Genomic DNA, 14,863 nt, shown 5'->3' with positions numbered 1-14,863 from the left:
CTCAACAATCTCAGGCTCAAAGGTGCTGTTCCGATCCTGAGGCGTATTGATGGTTATATCCCCGTGGTTGCTCTTTAGGGTCTTTTTGCCTTTACCATTACGTTTGTTACCAGCTTTAGAGCCTTTCTCTTCATCTGAAAGATGGGAGGACATCTCTGCTTCCAGCGCCTCTTCCATAAACTCCTTAAGCATCGGAGCAAAAGCGCCATCTTTGCCGGTTAGGGATTCTCCTGATAAAAATTGTTTTAATGCTTTTTCCTTTAATTCTTTAATCTCTTCTTGTGTCATAATCTAGTCTAAAAATTTTAATTTAATTTTCAAAGTCTAGACAGACTTGAGATTACACTCTCGCAGGAACGATCTTTCTATTATATTAGCCTATTTTCTATGAATAATTCGCCCTACAGAATTTTTTAGAGCTTACCCTTGCTAAGGCAGGTTTTTTTGTTTTAAACAATAGGCATTTCCGAATATACTTATACTACTTCTGTTTTTCAGCTTAGATGTAATCGTGTTTTAATTCGGTACAGATTTGATCAAGATAGATAGGCTTCAATGGCTTGGAAAAATATTTTATTACCATAGGAAATTCTTCTGCTTTTGATGAAAAATCCTCAATCGAAGAGGTTAGCATATAAACCTTGCATTGGTCTTTTATTTCCCGCTTTAACTTGTCAAATTCCCTCAGAAATTCAAACCCAGTCATTGTTGGCATATTTATGTCAAGTAATAAGACAGTGACACAGTCAATATTTCCTTTTTTACTGATGAAATCTAAAGCTTCTTCGGGACTGGTAAAAAGGCTTCTTTGGGCTTCCTTATCAAAACGCTGAATGATGAAATCACATATTAAATTACTGGTCTTATCATCATCGACTATCAAATACCGACATGGCTGCTTCATTTTCTTGATTTATTTGAGAAACATTTTCTTTAAAAATTATTGTAAATGTTGTACCCTGCTTTAATTGACTCTCTACTGTTATTTTCCCTCCCAGCATTTCTACTTGGGTCTTCACCATAAATAATCCCATCCCCTTTCCTTCAATATGATGATGGAACCTCTTGTAAAGATTGAAAATCTGATCTTTCTTGGAAGTAAGATCCATTCCCATACCATTATCTTTAAAAGTAAAAATTATAAATTCTCCCTTTCTAATGGTATTTATTTCTATTACAGGTTGAATATCAGGCTTTCTATACTTGATACTGTTGATTATTAAATTATAAAAGATACTATAGAAATAAGTTTTTACGGTAGTTATTGAGGCGGTTTCCTGAAAGTTACACCTTATCTCTGCTTTTTCCTTATTTATAAGATGTTGAATACTGAATTCTATTCCACTAATTAATTTATTTAAATCTATTTTTTCCTTTTTGGCTTTTTTATCTTCTTTGACCTGTAGAATACTGTTAAGATCTGTGATTACGGAGTCTAGTCTATCTACATTAGAAAAGATTTCATCAAAAAATGTTTCCTTTACCTCTTGAGGGTACTCTGAATACTGTAAAAGATTCGCTAGCCCAAGGATATTAGCTACTGGAGATCTCAGGTTGTGAGAAACGATGTAAGAAAACTGCTCTAAACCTTTATTTGCAGTTACCAACTCTCGGGTGTGGGCGCGAAGGGATTTATTAAGCTCTCGTAATTTGACATCAGCAGTCTTTCGTTGGGTGATATCCTTAAAAAATACAGAAAGACCTTTATGAGAGGGATACGCGGTTACATCATGCCAGGCGGAAGTACTTTCGCAATAAGTTTCGAAATGCCTCTTCTTCTTATCTTTCATTGTCGCCTCGTAATTCCGATGAGATGCAAAACCAGCAGTATCTGAAAAAACCTCCCATAAGTTCTTTTTTAAAATTCTTTCTTTAGGACAATTCAGAAGCCTTGCAGCATGCTTGTTCCAGTAAGTTACTGTCCAGTTTTCATCGACTGCGAAAAAGGCATCACCAATACTTTCCAGTAAAATTTCTTTTTCCCGGGATGCTTTTAGCACTTCTAATTCAGCATGTTTTATTTTGTTGATATCCTGAAAACTACCGTTAATTCTAATGCATTTACCGTTTTCTACTTCGGGTTGTCCCATAACCCGCACCCATATTTCCTCTCCACTTCCTGTAACAATCTCAAATTCTTCATCAAAGGCTTTGTTTTTTCTAATTGCCTTACCCAATACTTTTTTTATCCTGTTTCTGCTTTTCCCTTCCTTATAAAAATCTATTGTCGTTTTTACTTCCGGTATATAATCTTCCTTAACTCCATGAATTGCCCTGGTCATTGGCGACCAATAAAGCTCTCCGTTCTTTAAATCCAATTCAAAACTTCCAATTCGTGATAAAGTATTGGCTTTATCCAAAAGATCCTCCAGTTTTTTTCTTTCGGTAATATCCTGCAGGGAACCTACTGCTCTGTATGCTTTGTTATTCTTATCTCGCAAAATTGAACCTTTGTCAATCACATAAGCATATTCTCCATTTTTCTTTTTTAGACGATATTCGCACACCCATTTTTTTTTGGGTCCTTCTATCACAGCAAAAAGATCTTCTGTTACTCGTTCTACGTCATCGGGATGTAAAATTTTGGCCCAGGATTCTATCGTATTAAAATCTTCAGGATCATGTCCGAACATAGACTTAAAACTTTTACCCCAGCACAAATTTCCGGTATCGATATCCCAATCCCAGATTGCATCAGATGTTGCTTCTGTAATCAACTGGTATCGTAACTCACTGTCTTTTAATTGTCGTTCAGCCTTTACCCTTGCAGATATATCTATTCCTACGCATTGAATTTCAGTTGGCTCACCTTTGGCATCTGTAAGGCACACAAAATCCCACAAGGTAGTTCGCACTCCACTTTTCTTCTTCATTGGTTTATCTATCTCGATTTGAAAAGTCTTACCGGGCGCCAGAACACAACGTTGCACAAGATCGATCACCGCAGAGTGATGATATTCCTTGATCGAAGACATAGAATTTTGTCCTACAATCCCGTTATCCCTATATAGCCAGCCAAAATCTGAATAAAATTTTTCATTATAATAGGTGTAATTGCCTTGCAAGTCTGTACGGATCAAATAATTAGTCTGAGACTTAACGATTCCTCTATACCGGGATTCACTAGTAGAGAGCTTTTCAAAATATGTTTTTTGTTCAGTAACATCTTGCACTGTTCTTTCTACAGTTTGAGGATTCCCATCTTCCCAGGTCAAGATCCTTCCCCGCTCATGAACCCACTTAGTTTCTCCGTTAGGTAACAAGATCCTGTATTCTACATTGTGTTTTTTCCCGTTTTTAATAGAATTTTCCTGCGCCTTTATAAATTTATTCCTATCGTCAGAATGAATAGATTCTTCGATTGAAGACAAGCTGGGGAAGTAAGTTGATTTATCTACCCCCCATATCTTGTACATCATTTCATTAAAGAACAAAGTCTGAGAAGCTATGTTTAGTTCCCAATATCCAATTTTAGCAATTTCCTGGGCTGTTGTGAGTCTCGCATGTTTCTCTTTTAATAAGTTAAGCCTCTCTTCTTTTTCGGTGATATCAATGCAAGCTGCCAATCGGCAAATCCTGTTGTTGTAGGAAAAACTATAACCATATACTTCTACCTTAATTTGTGCTCCATCCTTCTTTAAATGGACAAATTTCCCATATCGCGAGGTTTTCTCTGCATTTTTAGTATTCCGAAGGTGCATTTTCAAATGAGGAACTTCCTGCGGCGGGCGAAGATCAATTATTGAAAGGCCCGTGAATTCCTTGCGGGTATAACCATAATTATCAATGGCGACCTGATTAACATCTATGATTTCTAAAGTCTCTTGATCGTAAATTATATATGGAATAGGGCTGTTATAAAAAATGGTTTTATAGCTCTCGTGAGAAATCTTCAATTGCTCTTCCACTTTTTTCCGTTCGGTGATATCCCGCAAGATCATGGTGGTCTTAAGATCTCCTTGTGCATCTTTAAAAACCGAAGTAGTCAGCTCTACTGGAAATTTAACTCCGCTCTTTTTAATAAAAGTAAGTTCTGCATGTACCTTACCTTCTTTCTCTCGTTGCGAGATGGCATAAGCCAGTCGAGGATCTTCAGAGTCTACTAATCCGAAGCGACCTGCACGACAAACTTCTTCTTCAGTCATCTCTAGCATCTGACAGGCAGTGGGATTGGCTGACAGAATAGTACCGTCAGGTTGAGTTATTAATATTCCATCCAAACTATTTTGATAAACCGTCTTATATTGTTTCTCCAGTTCCTCCGGCTCATCTTCTTTTGCTTTTTTAGAATTCCTTTCTCTTAGATGAGGAGAGGTTGATTCTAAAAGTGGTAGAACATCCTTTAAATTCCCGTTTATCACTGAAATGATCACTAGAGGTTGTTCCTTGGGTAGCTCCAAAATATCCAACACTTCTTTTGGCGAGATAGTGGACTCCAGACTGCACAATAATACATGTGGGGTAAAGCCTTTGAGAGAAGTTTCTAATTCCTGCCGATCCAGAACGGTTCGTACATTGTAATCTTTCTCTAAATTAAAATCTACCTGTTTATCTAAAGGAATTGGATCTTTTAAATATAAAATCCGTAACATTTTTTCCAAGATCGAGCTTTATTTGAGGGGTTAATTTTTTACATAAAATTCAATCCACTCTGGTAGATTAAAAATTCAGAATATAAAGTTATTACATACCACGAAAGGTATATATGATCCTAATCACATTACCCAATATATTCATTTTTAAAGCCTTACAGAATATTTAGATATATTAGTGATTAATTAAAAAAAGAAATATAGAATTTTGATTCTCTTTACCCCCCTACGAAGCCAGAAAAATTCTTGAGTTATTTAAGATAGATAGCACCAAAACTTATCTAACCGATTTCATTCGAGATCTCAACTCCAGGAACTTCTTTTCAAACGGATCCCTTTTGTAAAATTCCTCTTTTCCGACTTCAAAATCAACCAAACGTCTCCTGATAAATCCTTCATTGATACTTATATCTCTCATCATTATTTTCATCTGCTCATTGATCTTCTCCTTCCAGGCATTCTTTAGCCCACTATACCGACAAAATCGGATAAATAAATTCTCCTCAAAATCCATCACCCAGGTCACCACCTTCAAATAAATAACTTCTGCCTTTGGTCCCTGCCGGGCACCACTATAGAAATAACCGAATGAGAACTCCAGCATATCATCAAAGATCTCATCCTGATCAAAATAATCATATCTGGCAGTCTCTCTTAAAGGTGGTAATTCAATCATAACAATTTGGTTAAGAATGGGGGAAATCCCCCATAAAAAATATACATATTCTAGTTTCTTTGCAAAATCCAAGAATCCGGCCATTTCCAGTAGCCCCCCCAACACGGAAATGGGCATTCTTATTTCATTGAAAATAGTAAAAAGAAACCAAAGCTAAAACGCTCCGCGGGCGCAGGTCAAGCTCCAGCCCTCGGGGTTTCAGCGGAAATCTCCAGCCGCAATCAAAAGTCTGTTTAACCACATCTCCATAACAAGCCGATAGTATTTCCACCGAAAAGCTTGCCTGCTAGCTGCGCATTTTGTGAGAACAGCTTTTTTTTCTCTCTTTTTCTTTTGAAAAAATATTGCTTGAGGATCGTAAAAGCCCAAGCCTTTCTGCAATATCCTGAATGAACTTCAGGATCCTCGTGCTGTTTTTTTTTTCAAAATATTACCTGTATCTAAAGAGCATAATGGGTAGCTCCTCCATAGAATAGTTCTGCACTTTCCATTATAGTTTCTGAAAGCGTAGGATGTGGATGGATTGTAAGCGCCAAATCATTGGCAGTGCTACCCATTTCTATAGCAAGAGCGATCTCAGGAATTAAACTACCCGCATTTTTTCCTGCTACGGCTCCTCCTAAAATGACTTCAGACTCAGGATCTATTAAAAGTTTGGTAAACCCCTTGTTTTCACCAATAGCAGCGGCTCTTCCCGAAGCCACCCACGGAAATTTAACAACTTTAACTTTCCTGTCTTTTTCTTGTGCTTCATTTTCAGTGAGTCCACACCAGGCCAGTTCAGGATTGGTGAAAACAACAGCCGGGATCACTTTAGGATCATAGGCGGCTCCTTTCTTCCCGGCAATTACTTCGGCAGCAATTCTACCTTCGTGAGTTGCTTTATGAGCCAGCATTGGCTCCCCGGTTATATCCCCTATCGCAAAGATATGCTCGTGGTCTGTCCTGCGTTTAGCATCTACTTCTATAAATCCGTTTTCATTTGGTGAAATCCCAAGTTTGTCCAGACCCAGGTTTTGAGTGTTTGTCTTTCTTCCAACGGCCACTAAAACACAATCAAATTTTTTGTTTTGTTCCTTTTTTCGTTTCAAAGTAACCTTTACTCCCTGTTTGGTGATTTTTACTTTTTCCACTTTAGTTTCGAAATAAACATTTTTAAAAGGCTCTTTTTTTTCAAAAACTTCTGTCAAATCACGATCTGTTCCCGGAAGAAATCCCGGGGTCATTTCAGCTATCGAAACTTTAGTTCCCAAACTGGCATAAACACTACCCAGTTCCAGGCCTATGTATCCACCACCAATCACCAGCATCTTTTTGGGTATTTCTTTAAGTTCCAAAGCATCGGTGGCATCCCAGATTTTTTTATGGTCTATCTCAACATTAGGTAATTCCATTGCAGAAGAACCCGTAGCGATAATCGCTTTTTCAAAACTTACTTTGAATTTTTTTCCTTTTTCAGGATTTATTTCCAATTCATTCTCACCGGTAAATTTAGCTTTGCCCTGTACGTATTCTATTTTTCTGGATTTGCTTAATTGTCCAAGGCCTTCAGTGAGTTTCTTCACCACACTTTCTTTCCAGCCTGCAATTTTCTTACGATCTATTTTAGGTTCTTCAAACTGCAAACCCCATTCAGAAGCCTTCATAGCCTCTTCTTTGGTTTTTGCCAGATGCAAAAGTGCCTTAGAGGGGATACAGCCCCGGTAAAGGCAAACCCCACCCGGATTAACTTCGGGATCAATAAGCGTTACTTTTATTCCCAGATCTGCTGCGTGAAAAGCTGCTGCATAACCTCCGGGGCCGGCCCCGATAATCACCAGTTCCTTTTTATCATTTTTTGCCATCGTTCCTTATATTTTTAAGATTAACCCAATAATGCTTCATATGGATCTTCAAGGGCTTTTACCATCCAGTTCATAAAAGATGCGCCATCTGCCCCGTCTATTAGACGATGATCGTAAGACAAACTAAGCGGCAGTATACTGCGAGGTTCAAAATTATCGTCTATATAAACAGGTTTGATGCTTGCCCGGGACACCCCCAGAATTGCCACCTGCGGATGATAAACTATCGGTGTAAAATTGGTGCCCCCAATACCACCTAAATTAGAAATAGAAAAATTACCGCCCTCCATATCTTCATTTGAAAGCTTTTGATCCCGTGCTTTTTGAGCTATTTCTGAAATTTCCACCGATAAGTCTTTAATACTTTTTTGATCGGCATTTTTTATGACAGGAACCAATAAGCCTTCATCTGTAGCCACCGCGATATTGATATTTACATATTTTTTAAGGATCATTTCTTCCTTATCCATATCTATACTGGCGTTAAACATTGGAAACTTGTGTAATGCCGTGGCTACAACCTTGGTTAGTATAGCAGTGAGGCTGAGCTTCCCTCCGGCTTCTTCAACTTCCTCTTTGTGATCCTCTATATAAGTTTCAATACCTGAAATATCGGCCTCCCCAAACTGAAAAACGTGGGGTATAGATTGCCAGGACTGCAGTACATTTTTTGCAGTGATTTTTTTAATATTATTTAGTGGCTTTGTTTCTACCGCACCCCATTTGCTAAAATCAGGCAGCTCAGGTTGCGCGGGACCGGATTTTTTACCGCCACCTTCTTTATAGTTTTTTACATCTTTTTCGGTTATCCTGCCACTATCTCCGCTGCCTTCTATTTTCTGAATATTTATTCCCAGTTCACGCGCCAGGCGTCGCACTCCCGGAGAAGCATAGACTTCTTTTAGTGATTTTTTATCCTCAGACTTATCTTTCTCAGATTTCTTAGATGGTTTTTTCTTCTCTTCATCCTTATCCTCATCTTTGGATTCATCCTTACTTTCATCTACATCTTCCTGGTCAGCAGACCTTTCTTCGCCTTCTTTTTTTTCTTCTGAAGTCTCTTTCTTCTCTTTGTCTTTTGTTTTCTTTTTCTCATTTTCTTCTGAAGTTTCTTCCTTTTTTTCCTCTTTTTTCCCTTTTTCTTTTTCTTCTGAAGCTTCTTTTTTCTCTTTTTCGTCGCCTGAATCTTTGTTTTCTTCTGAAGCTTCTTCAAGGATGATAATAACATCTCCTACACTCACCTCATCCCCTTCACTCACTTTTATTTCTTTAACCGTACCGGAGAAAGCAGAAGGAATTTCGGTTGAAGCCTTATCGGTTTCTACTGCAATTACTGCCTGATCTTTTTTGATTTTATCACCTTTGGAAACAAGAATTTCAGAAATAGTCGCGGTATCTACACCTTCTGATATTTGTGGTATTTTTATCTCTTTTGCCATAACTAAATTTTTACGCCGTTCTTGGATTGATTTTTTGCGGATCTATTTTTAATTTTTTAGCCGCTTTTTTTAATTCTTCAAGACTAATTTGTTCCTGTTTAACCAGGCCATAAAGTGCTGCATAGGCAATATGCGCTGCATTGACTTCAAAGAATCCACGAAGGGCTTTTCTGTTATCACTCCTTCCAAAACCATCGGTTCCCAAACTAATAAGCTCATCGGGAAAATAAGTGGCAAGACTTTCGGGAAGAGCTTTAACATAATCTGAAGCAGCCACAAAAGATCCTTTTTCACCTTCTAATTGTTGCTCTATATAAGTTTGTTCTTTGTTTGCCTGAGCCTTCAACCTATTGTTGCGCGCGGTATCAATGGCATTGTCATACAATGCCTTATAGCTGGTTATACTCCAAATATCGGTGCCAACATCAAATTCTTCTTCCAGAATTTGCGCTGCTTCAGTTACTTCCTTCATAATAGCGCCACTACCAAATAAATGGGCCTTTCTTTTCCTTTTACGTGATTTGGATTTTTTGAATTTATAGAGGCCATTAAGGATTGCTTCCCTATCCACTTCGGCAGGCATTTTTGGCATTGGGTAGGTATCGTTACCAATTGTGACATAATAGAAAACATCCTCTTTATCTATGTACATTTTCTTGATTCCTTCTTCTACAATAACTGCAAGTTCATAAGCAAAAGCGGGATCATAAGCCCTTAAATTAGGAAATACCAGGGCGTATAAATGACTTTGCCCATCCTGATGCTGTAAACCTTCTCCCGGAATACTGGTTCTTCCCGCAATACCTCCCAATAAAAAACCTTTAGCACCGGCATCTGCAGCGGCCCACATTAAATCCCCGGTTCGCTGAAAACCGAACATGGAATAAAAAAAGTAAAACGGGATGGTATTGATGCCGTGCGTGAGATAAGTGGTACCCGCAGCAATAAATTCGGCCATACAACCGGATTCGGTAATCCCCTCTTCCAAAATAGCGCCGTTTTTGGCCTCCTTATAGTAAAGTAAACTTTCTTCATCTACAGGATCATATTTTTGACCTTGCGGGGCATAAATACCAGCCTGCCTGAAAAGCGATTCCATTCCAAAAGTTCGGGATTCATCAGGAATAATAGGTACGATTAGTTCTCCCAGATTCTCATCCTTCATCAATTTCCCAAGAATTTGAACCATAACCATTGTGGTCGCTACCTCATCTTCCTCGGAACCTTTTAAAAAGTCCTCGAATATCTTTGAATCAGGAGCTTTTATAGTTGAGCTTTTATCTTTTCGCTTCGGAAGATAACCGCCCAGATCTTTTCTTTTTTCCTGAAGGTATTTTAATTCTTCACTGTCTTTATCCGGATTGATAAAAGGAATTTTCTCCAAATCTTCATCAGAAACCGGAACCTTGAAAAAATCCCTGAATTCTTTGAGTTGATTCTTATCAAATTCTTTGGTTTTGTGAGACACATTACTAGCCTCGCCCGCACTACCCTGGCCGTAACCTTTAATTGTTTGAGCTAGAATTATGGTAGGTTTATCCTTAGTTTCTACTGCAACTTTATAAGCGTTGTAAATTTTTTCTGAATCATGTCCCCCGCGTTTAAAATTTTTCAGCTCTTCATCTGAATAGTCTTCTACAAGCTTTTTTAGATCTTCATCGCTTTCGAATAAATCCTTCCGGAGAAATTCTCCATCGCTAAAGGCGTATTTTTGAAGCTGGCCATCCGGAAGCTCATTTAATTTCTTACGGAGTTTTCCGCTACTATCTTTTTCGATGAGCTTATCCCATTCTTTTCCCCAAAGCAATTTAATTACATTCCAGTCTGCTCCTTTAAAAAGTCCTTCCAATTCCTGAATAATCTTCGCATTACCCCGAACAGGGCCATCTAATCGCTGTAAATTGCAATCTATCACAAAAATCAGGTTGTTCAGATTATCCCTGGAAGCAATATTAATTGCTCCCCGGGCTTCAACCTCGTCCATCTCTCCATCTCCTATAAACGCCCATACTTTACTGGTGTCCTCATCTATAAGTTCGCGATTATAAAGGTATTTATTAAAGCGAGCCCGATAAATAGCCTGGATAGCACCTAAACCCATAGAAACGGTAGGATTGCTCCAGAAATCCGGCATTAAATGCGGGTGAGGATAAGAACTGAGACCTTTTTCAGATTGTATTTCGTGCCGAAAATCTTCCAGATTTTTCTTAGTCAGGCGTCCCTCTAAATAGGCCCTGGCGTAAATACCTGGTGAGGCGTGGCCCTGGAAATAAACCTGATCTGCCACCTCATTTTCACCAATTTTAAAGAAATGGTGAAAACCTACTTCCCAAAGTTGGGCAATTGAGGCATAGGTAGAAATATGACCTCCAATACCGGGATCTGCCTTGTTTGCTTTTACAACCATAGCCATGGCGTTCCACCTGATATATGACAGGATTTTTTCTTCAAGTTCTAAATCACCGGGATATTCTTCCTCCATATCTTTTGAAACAGTGTTTTGGTATGGAGTAATAAGGGGTTCAGGAATTGCAATATTATGTTTTTTAGCTTCTTCCTGTAAAATATGAAGGAGCTCTTCTGCCCTCTTAGTAGATTTATTCTTAATAATCCACGTAAGTGAATCTATCCACTCCTGATTTTCCTGATGGATACTGTCTTTCTTTTTATCGGTCATGAGTTGCGGTTATTAAATTCAAAACAGACATTATTTTGCTCTAATAGGGGTAATAAAAATTTACTTAGCAACAGTAAACGAAAGTCGTTTACCCTATAGCTAATTATTTAGTAGCCCAGATTGGTAGTTGAGGTTGATGTTACTTGTAATTTAAAAAATAACAAGCCTAATCTCAATTGATTAACATAAGATTATATCGGGATGTTAAAGAAATAAAACTGAAGGCTATTTTTTTATTTGGTATTCTGAAGCTTTCTTTAAGAGACTAATAATTAACTATAAACAATGCTATCTCAGACCTTATTTCCCAAGTGATTACAATTACTTTTATCGGGGATCATATTCTTTTATTGCAAGTATAATTATCCTTATTAAGGATGAGAATTATTGTTTGAAATTTTCATTATAACTGATCTGCTAAAGAATATTTTAGGTTTTTCCTGGATTTCAAAACCATTATTCTTCATTTTTGAATTATGGTTTCAAAAGTGTATTTAGAAACTTGAAACCTTTGTTCTGAAAATAAAATTTTTGTTTCGGGTTTTACAATACCTGGCAGTTCCTCAGTAATAGCGTCTATATATTTCATTTCGTGAAAAGCATAAAAAGCAAGGATAAAATTAAACTTCGAAGTAAAATTAAGCGTATTTTCCAGGGCTTTGTGAATTTGAATTTGCTGTTGTAAGTGGCTGTTTTTTATTTTCTGCTTCAATATTTTGAGCATGCCGACTTGAAGGTCGGATGCAAAAACTTTTCCATTCTTACCTACTAATTTTGCTATTTCCAGGGTAAAAATCCTGTCCCGCAACCCAAATCAAGCACAGTCATCCCTGGTTGGATATATTTTTTTAATATGCTCCTGGGGTTTTGCAAGAAAAATCGAAGTCGGCTTTCTAAAGCACTTGCCTTTTCTATTGGATGCAAATGAGTATTGGAAAAGTTATTCATTAGAAATTCTGCCCTTTACTTTTACTCCGAAAAATAATAAAATGATTACTATAAAAATTGCAAGCGTGTCCGGTATTAATTACATCCACCGCTGGAAATACAAAAGGAACCATCCTAATTTAGCAAAACCCTAATATTATTGGCCCTTCAGAGGGGTCAAAATTATAGTGTATCCCACTTATTTTATCAAAACCATTTTTATTACTTTAGAACTTCTAAATTAATAACTATGATGAAATTTTTAAAATTGGTGATAATTTTAACGGTACTAACGGGAACCAACAAGCTTCAGGGGCAGGATCAACCTGTAGATTTGGATAAGAATTTTACCCATGTGGTATATTTTTATTTAAACAATCCCGATAATCCCGGCGACAGAGCGGCTTTTGAGAATTCACTTAAAAAGTTCCTCGATAATAGTTTGTATGCAAAAACCAAATTCATTGGGATCCCTGCAGAAACTCCCAGGGATGTTGTGGATAATTCATATACATATTCGCTAATCCTTAGTTTTCCTTCAAAGGAAATTCAGGATAAATATCAGGAAGAACCCGCGCATTTGGTTTTCATTGAAGAATCTTCTCATTTATGGAAAAAAGTTCAGGTATATGATTCGGTAGGGATTTATTGATCTCTATAATTCCTGTTGGATTTAAGCTCACTATATCTTTTTTTCCTATAATGTTCTACGTTAGACCAAACTTAATAGGTTCCAAATGCTGATATATTTATCCGAAATATTGACCATAATGGGGGTTATCCTGTATTGGTGGTGGTGATGATTTATGAGTATATTAGTTTCTTGGTCAAGGTTAATTAGTTTTAGGTTAATAGATAGAATGGCCAGTCCAGGGTCAAACCTTGACTGGTTATTTTATTTCTTAATTTGAAGGTCATGTCTTAGAAACTATTTTTGGCACCTTTGATACCCTGGATGTGATAGCCCTTCTTATTTATTGCACCCAGATATCAATGGGGTTTTATAACAAAATAAATTACATGATGAAACGCTTTTACTTTTTAAGTCTTGTGATATCACTGGTTGTCCTGATAACTGGCTGTGAAAATAATAACAATGCCAATCGAGATAATACAAATACCCAATCTAACGATCAGAATACTCAAACCAAAATATCAAAAAAAACGAAAAAAAATAATGATACAATTGACCTGAAACGACGTACGGGGATTCCCTTCCAAATTAGTCAGGCCACTCAGGACACCGTGCCTTTATTGGGAATTATGAGTAACCTGGAAAAAAACCTGGCTGTTGTTCAGGCTGGTATCTGGAGAGGAGATTACCAAATCATTAGCGAGGCTGCGAATGCCATTGTCAATCATGGATATATTCCTAATCGGGAAATTCAAAAAATAAAGACCATTCTCGGCAAAGAGGGATTGAAAAATTTCGTAGCCGCAGATAAAAACTTGCATAATAAAGCTAAGGAGCTTACCCAGGCGGCCGACGATAAGAAGATGGATCAGATTGTCAACCGGACGACGGAACTAATCCAACGATGTAGCAGCTGCCACGTGAAGTACCGGGTTCCTCTAAGGGACAACCCAAAATGGTTGGAACCTTAAGGTCAACTAATCATATTATGAAAAAACACTAAGAAACAGCAAAATCCTTCAATCTAAAAGAGCTTATTTCTTATTCTGGCTCATCAACAGTAGGTAAGATACTATCCAAAAATCCAAACGGAAATACAACTCTTTTTGCTTTTGATAAAGAGCAAGAACCTAGTGAACATACCGCCCCTTTTAATGCAATAGCCATCATCATGGACGGAGAAAATGGCCTTAGAAGCAATATTCTCATATTTTAAAATCAATAATTTAATGATCCAAATCATAAGATTCTACATTCAAAATACATCTCTTTACAAAAATATATCAGGATTTGAAAGTCACTTTAAATTACAGTCTGCTATATATTTTTCTAATGGCCACATTATTTCATAGTGTAAGGTTCACCTTCCTGGTTTCTTTTTATACTTTGAACAATGAAAGTTTTACTGAACTTTTTTGTGAAAACAAAGATAAACCTGAATTAGAATGTAATGGGAAATGTTCTATCACCAAGGCTGGCAAAGACCTGAACCAAGAGAAAGACAATCAGGCACTTAATAGCTTTCAAAAAGAGATAACTTTGTACGTAAATTTCCTGGTTTCAGAAAACAGCTTTGATTTACCTGAAACCTGCCTGCCTAATTTTCAATATCTGAATTTCTATTCTTTTCTTTTCGCGGAACAAATTACCCCTCCACCCATGGGAATCTCATAATTATTCTAAAATAAATTTACCCACCTGGTATACGATTTACTGGTCTTAGGCCGGGAAATAACTTACCATTTGATTCTACTGCTGCATCAATTTCTATTGATACTTCAATATATCGTGGGAGTTATAAACACGCCTAATTAGTTTGTTTTATTATCTCCAGGGGGGCTTATCAAATTATTAAATTTTTAAAATATAATATGAAAAGTAAATTTTTATTACTGCTAACCCTGATTCTGGGGTTAGTGGGGCAATTTACTATTGCCCAGGAGAAAATAGTTACTGGAACTGTAACTGACCAGAACGGCCTGCCCTTTCCGGGAGTGAATGTGGTGGTAAAGAATACAAGCTATGGAACCCAAACCAATTATGACGGGGAATATTCCATTACTGCAGAGGTTGG

Annotated in this window: 12 protein-coding genes; 4 read left to right on the top strand and 8 right to left on the bottom strand. The window is 37.3% G+C overall.

Going from position 1 to position 14,863, the window contains the following annotated elements:
- The 8 genes from BM266_RS16660 to BM266_RS16620 form a co-directional block, all read right to left on the bottom strand.
- Window positions 1–288, bottom strand: a 288-nt coding sequence (locus BM266_RS16660; RefSeq protein ID WP_175494835.1) for a transposase, incomplete at its 3' end; no start/stop codon positions are given.
- Window positions 289–499: 211 nt separating this feature from the next.
- Complete coding sequence (locus BM266_RS16655; RefSeq protein ID WP_093411602.1) at window positions 500–904, bottom strand: response regulator; 405 nt, start codon at window positions 902–904, stop codon at window positions 500–502.
- Window positions 870–4,592: a PAS domain S-box protein gene (locus BM266_RS16650; protein ID WP_139220685.1), complete on the bottom strand. Its 3,723-nt coding sequence runs from the start codon at window positions 4,590–4,592 to the stop codon at window positions 870–872. The genes BM266_RS16655 and BM266_RS16650 overlap by 35 nt, the downstream gene beginning before the upstream one ends.
- A gap of 277 nt (window positions 4,593–4,869) precedes the next feature.
- Window positions 4,870–5,268, bottom strand: coding sequence for a hypothetical protein (locus BM266_RS16645; RefSeq protein WP_139220684.1), 399 nt, complete (start codon window positions 5,266–5,268; stop codon window positions 4,870–4,872).
- Window positions 5,269–5,708: 440 nt separating this feature from the next.
- Window positions 5,709–7,112, bottom strand: a complete 1,404-nt coding sequence (gene lpdA / locus BM266_RS16635; RefSeq protein ID WP_093411598.1) for a dihydrolipoyl dehydrogenase — start codon at window positions 7,110–7,112, stop codon at window positions 5,709–5,711.
- Window positions 7,113–7,132: 20 nt separating this feature from the next.
- Window positions 7,133–8,551 (bottom strand): 2-oxo acid dehydrogenase subunit E2, encoded by a 1,419-nt coding sequence (locus BM266_RS16630; RefSeq protein WP_093411597.1) that lies wholly within the window; start codon window positions 8,549–8,551, stop codon window positions 7,133–7,135.
- Between the two features lie 10 nt (window positions 8,552–8,561).
- Window positions 8,562–11,228: a pyruvate dehydrogenase (acetyl-transferring), homodimeric type gene (aceE, locus tag BM266_RS16625; RefSeq protein ID WP_093411596.1), complete on the bottom strand. Its 2,667-nt coding sequence runs from the start codon at window positions 11,226–11,228 to the stop codon at window positions 8,562–8,564.
- Window positions 11,229–11,691: 463 nt separating this feature from the next.
- The gene (locus BM266_RS16620; protein ID WP_093411595.1) at window positions 11,692–12,036 is read right to left on the bottom strand and encodes a methyltransferase domain-containing protein; all 345 of its coding nucleotides are present in this window, start codon (window positions 12,034–12,036) and stop codon (window positions 11,692–11,694) included.
- Window positions 12,037–12,405: 369 nt separating this feature from the next.
- Between BM266_RS16620 and BM266_RS16615 the strand changes: the two genes are divergently transcribed.
- The 4 genes from BM266_RS16615 to BM266_RS16600 all read left to right on the top strand — a co-directional run.
- Window positions 12,406–12,807: a Dabb family protein gene (locus tag BM266_RS16615; protein WP_093411594.1), complete on the top strand. Its 402-nt coding sequence runs from the start codon at window positions 12,406–12,408 to the stop codon at window positions 12,805–12,807.
- 368 nt (window positions 12,808–13,175) lie between these two features.
- Complete coding sequence (locus BM266_RS16610; RefSeq protein WP_175494834.1) at window positions 13,176–13,760, top strand: cytochrome c; 585 nt, start codon at window positions 13,176–13,178, stop codon at window positions 13,758–13,760.
- Between the two features lie 361 nt (window positions 13,761–14,121).
- Window positions 14,122–14,463 (top strand): hypothetical protein, encoded by a 342-nt coding sequence (locus BM266_RS16605; RefSeq protein WP_093411592.1) that lies wholly within the window; start codon window positions 14,122–14,124, stop codon window positions 14,461–14,463.
- Window positions 14,464–14,660: 197 nt separating this feature from the next.
- Window positions 14,661–14,863, top strand: a 203-nt coding sequence (locus tag BM266_RS16600; RefSeq protein ID WP_139220683.1) for a carboxypeptidase-like regulatory domain-containing protein, incomplete at its 3' end; no start/stop codon positions are given.

It is taken from the genome of Salegentibacter flavus, assembly GCF_900115145.1.
Classification (GTDB): Bacteria; Bacteroidota; Bacteroidia; order Flavobacteriales; family Flavobacteriaceae; genus Salegentibacter; species Salegentibacter flavus.
Note: the sequence above shows the minus strand (reverse complement) of the source record. Positions and strands in the feature narration are given on the sequence as shown.

What these genes read in the sequence shown, in the direction of transcription:
- BM266_RS16655 (WP_093411602.1), bottom strand. Translation starts at nt 904, where the DNA reads ATGAAGCAGCCATGTCGGTATTTGATAGTCGATGATGATAAGACCAGT.
- BM266_RS16650 (WP_139220685.1), bottom strand. Translation starts at nt 4,592, where the DNA reads ATGTTACGGATTTTATATTTAAAAGATCCAATTCCTTTAGATAAACAG.
- BM266_RS16645 (WP_139220684.1), bottom strand. Translation starts at nt 5,268, where the DNA reads ATGATTGAATTACCACCTTTAAGAGAGACTGCCAGATATGATTATTTT.
- lpdA (WP_093411598.1), bottom strand. Translation starts at nt 7,112, where the DNA reads ATGGCAAAAAATGATAAAAAGGAACTGGTGATTATCGGGGCCGGCCCC.
- BM266_RS16630 (WP_093411597.1), bottom strand. Translation starts at nt 8,551, where the DNA reads ATGGCAAAAGAGATAAAAATACCACAAATATCAGAAGGTGTAGATACC.
- aceE (WP_093411596.1), bottom strand. Translation starts at nt 11,228, where the DNA reads ATGACCGATAAAAAGAAAGACAGTATCCATCAGGAAAATCAGGAGTGG.
- BM266_RS16615 (WP_093411594.1), top strand. Translation starts at nt 12,406, where the DNA reads ATGATGAAATTTTTAAAATTGGTGATAATTTTAACGGTACTAACGGGA.
- BM266_RS16610 (WP_175494834.1), top strand. Translation starts at nt 13,176, where the DNA reads ATGATGAAACGCTTTTACTTTTTAAGTCTTGTGATATCACTGGTTGTC.
- BM266_RS16605 (WP_093411592.1), top strand. Translation starts at nt 14,122, where the DNA reads ATGGCCACATTATTTCATAGTGTAAGGTTCACCTTCCTGGTTTCTTTT.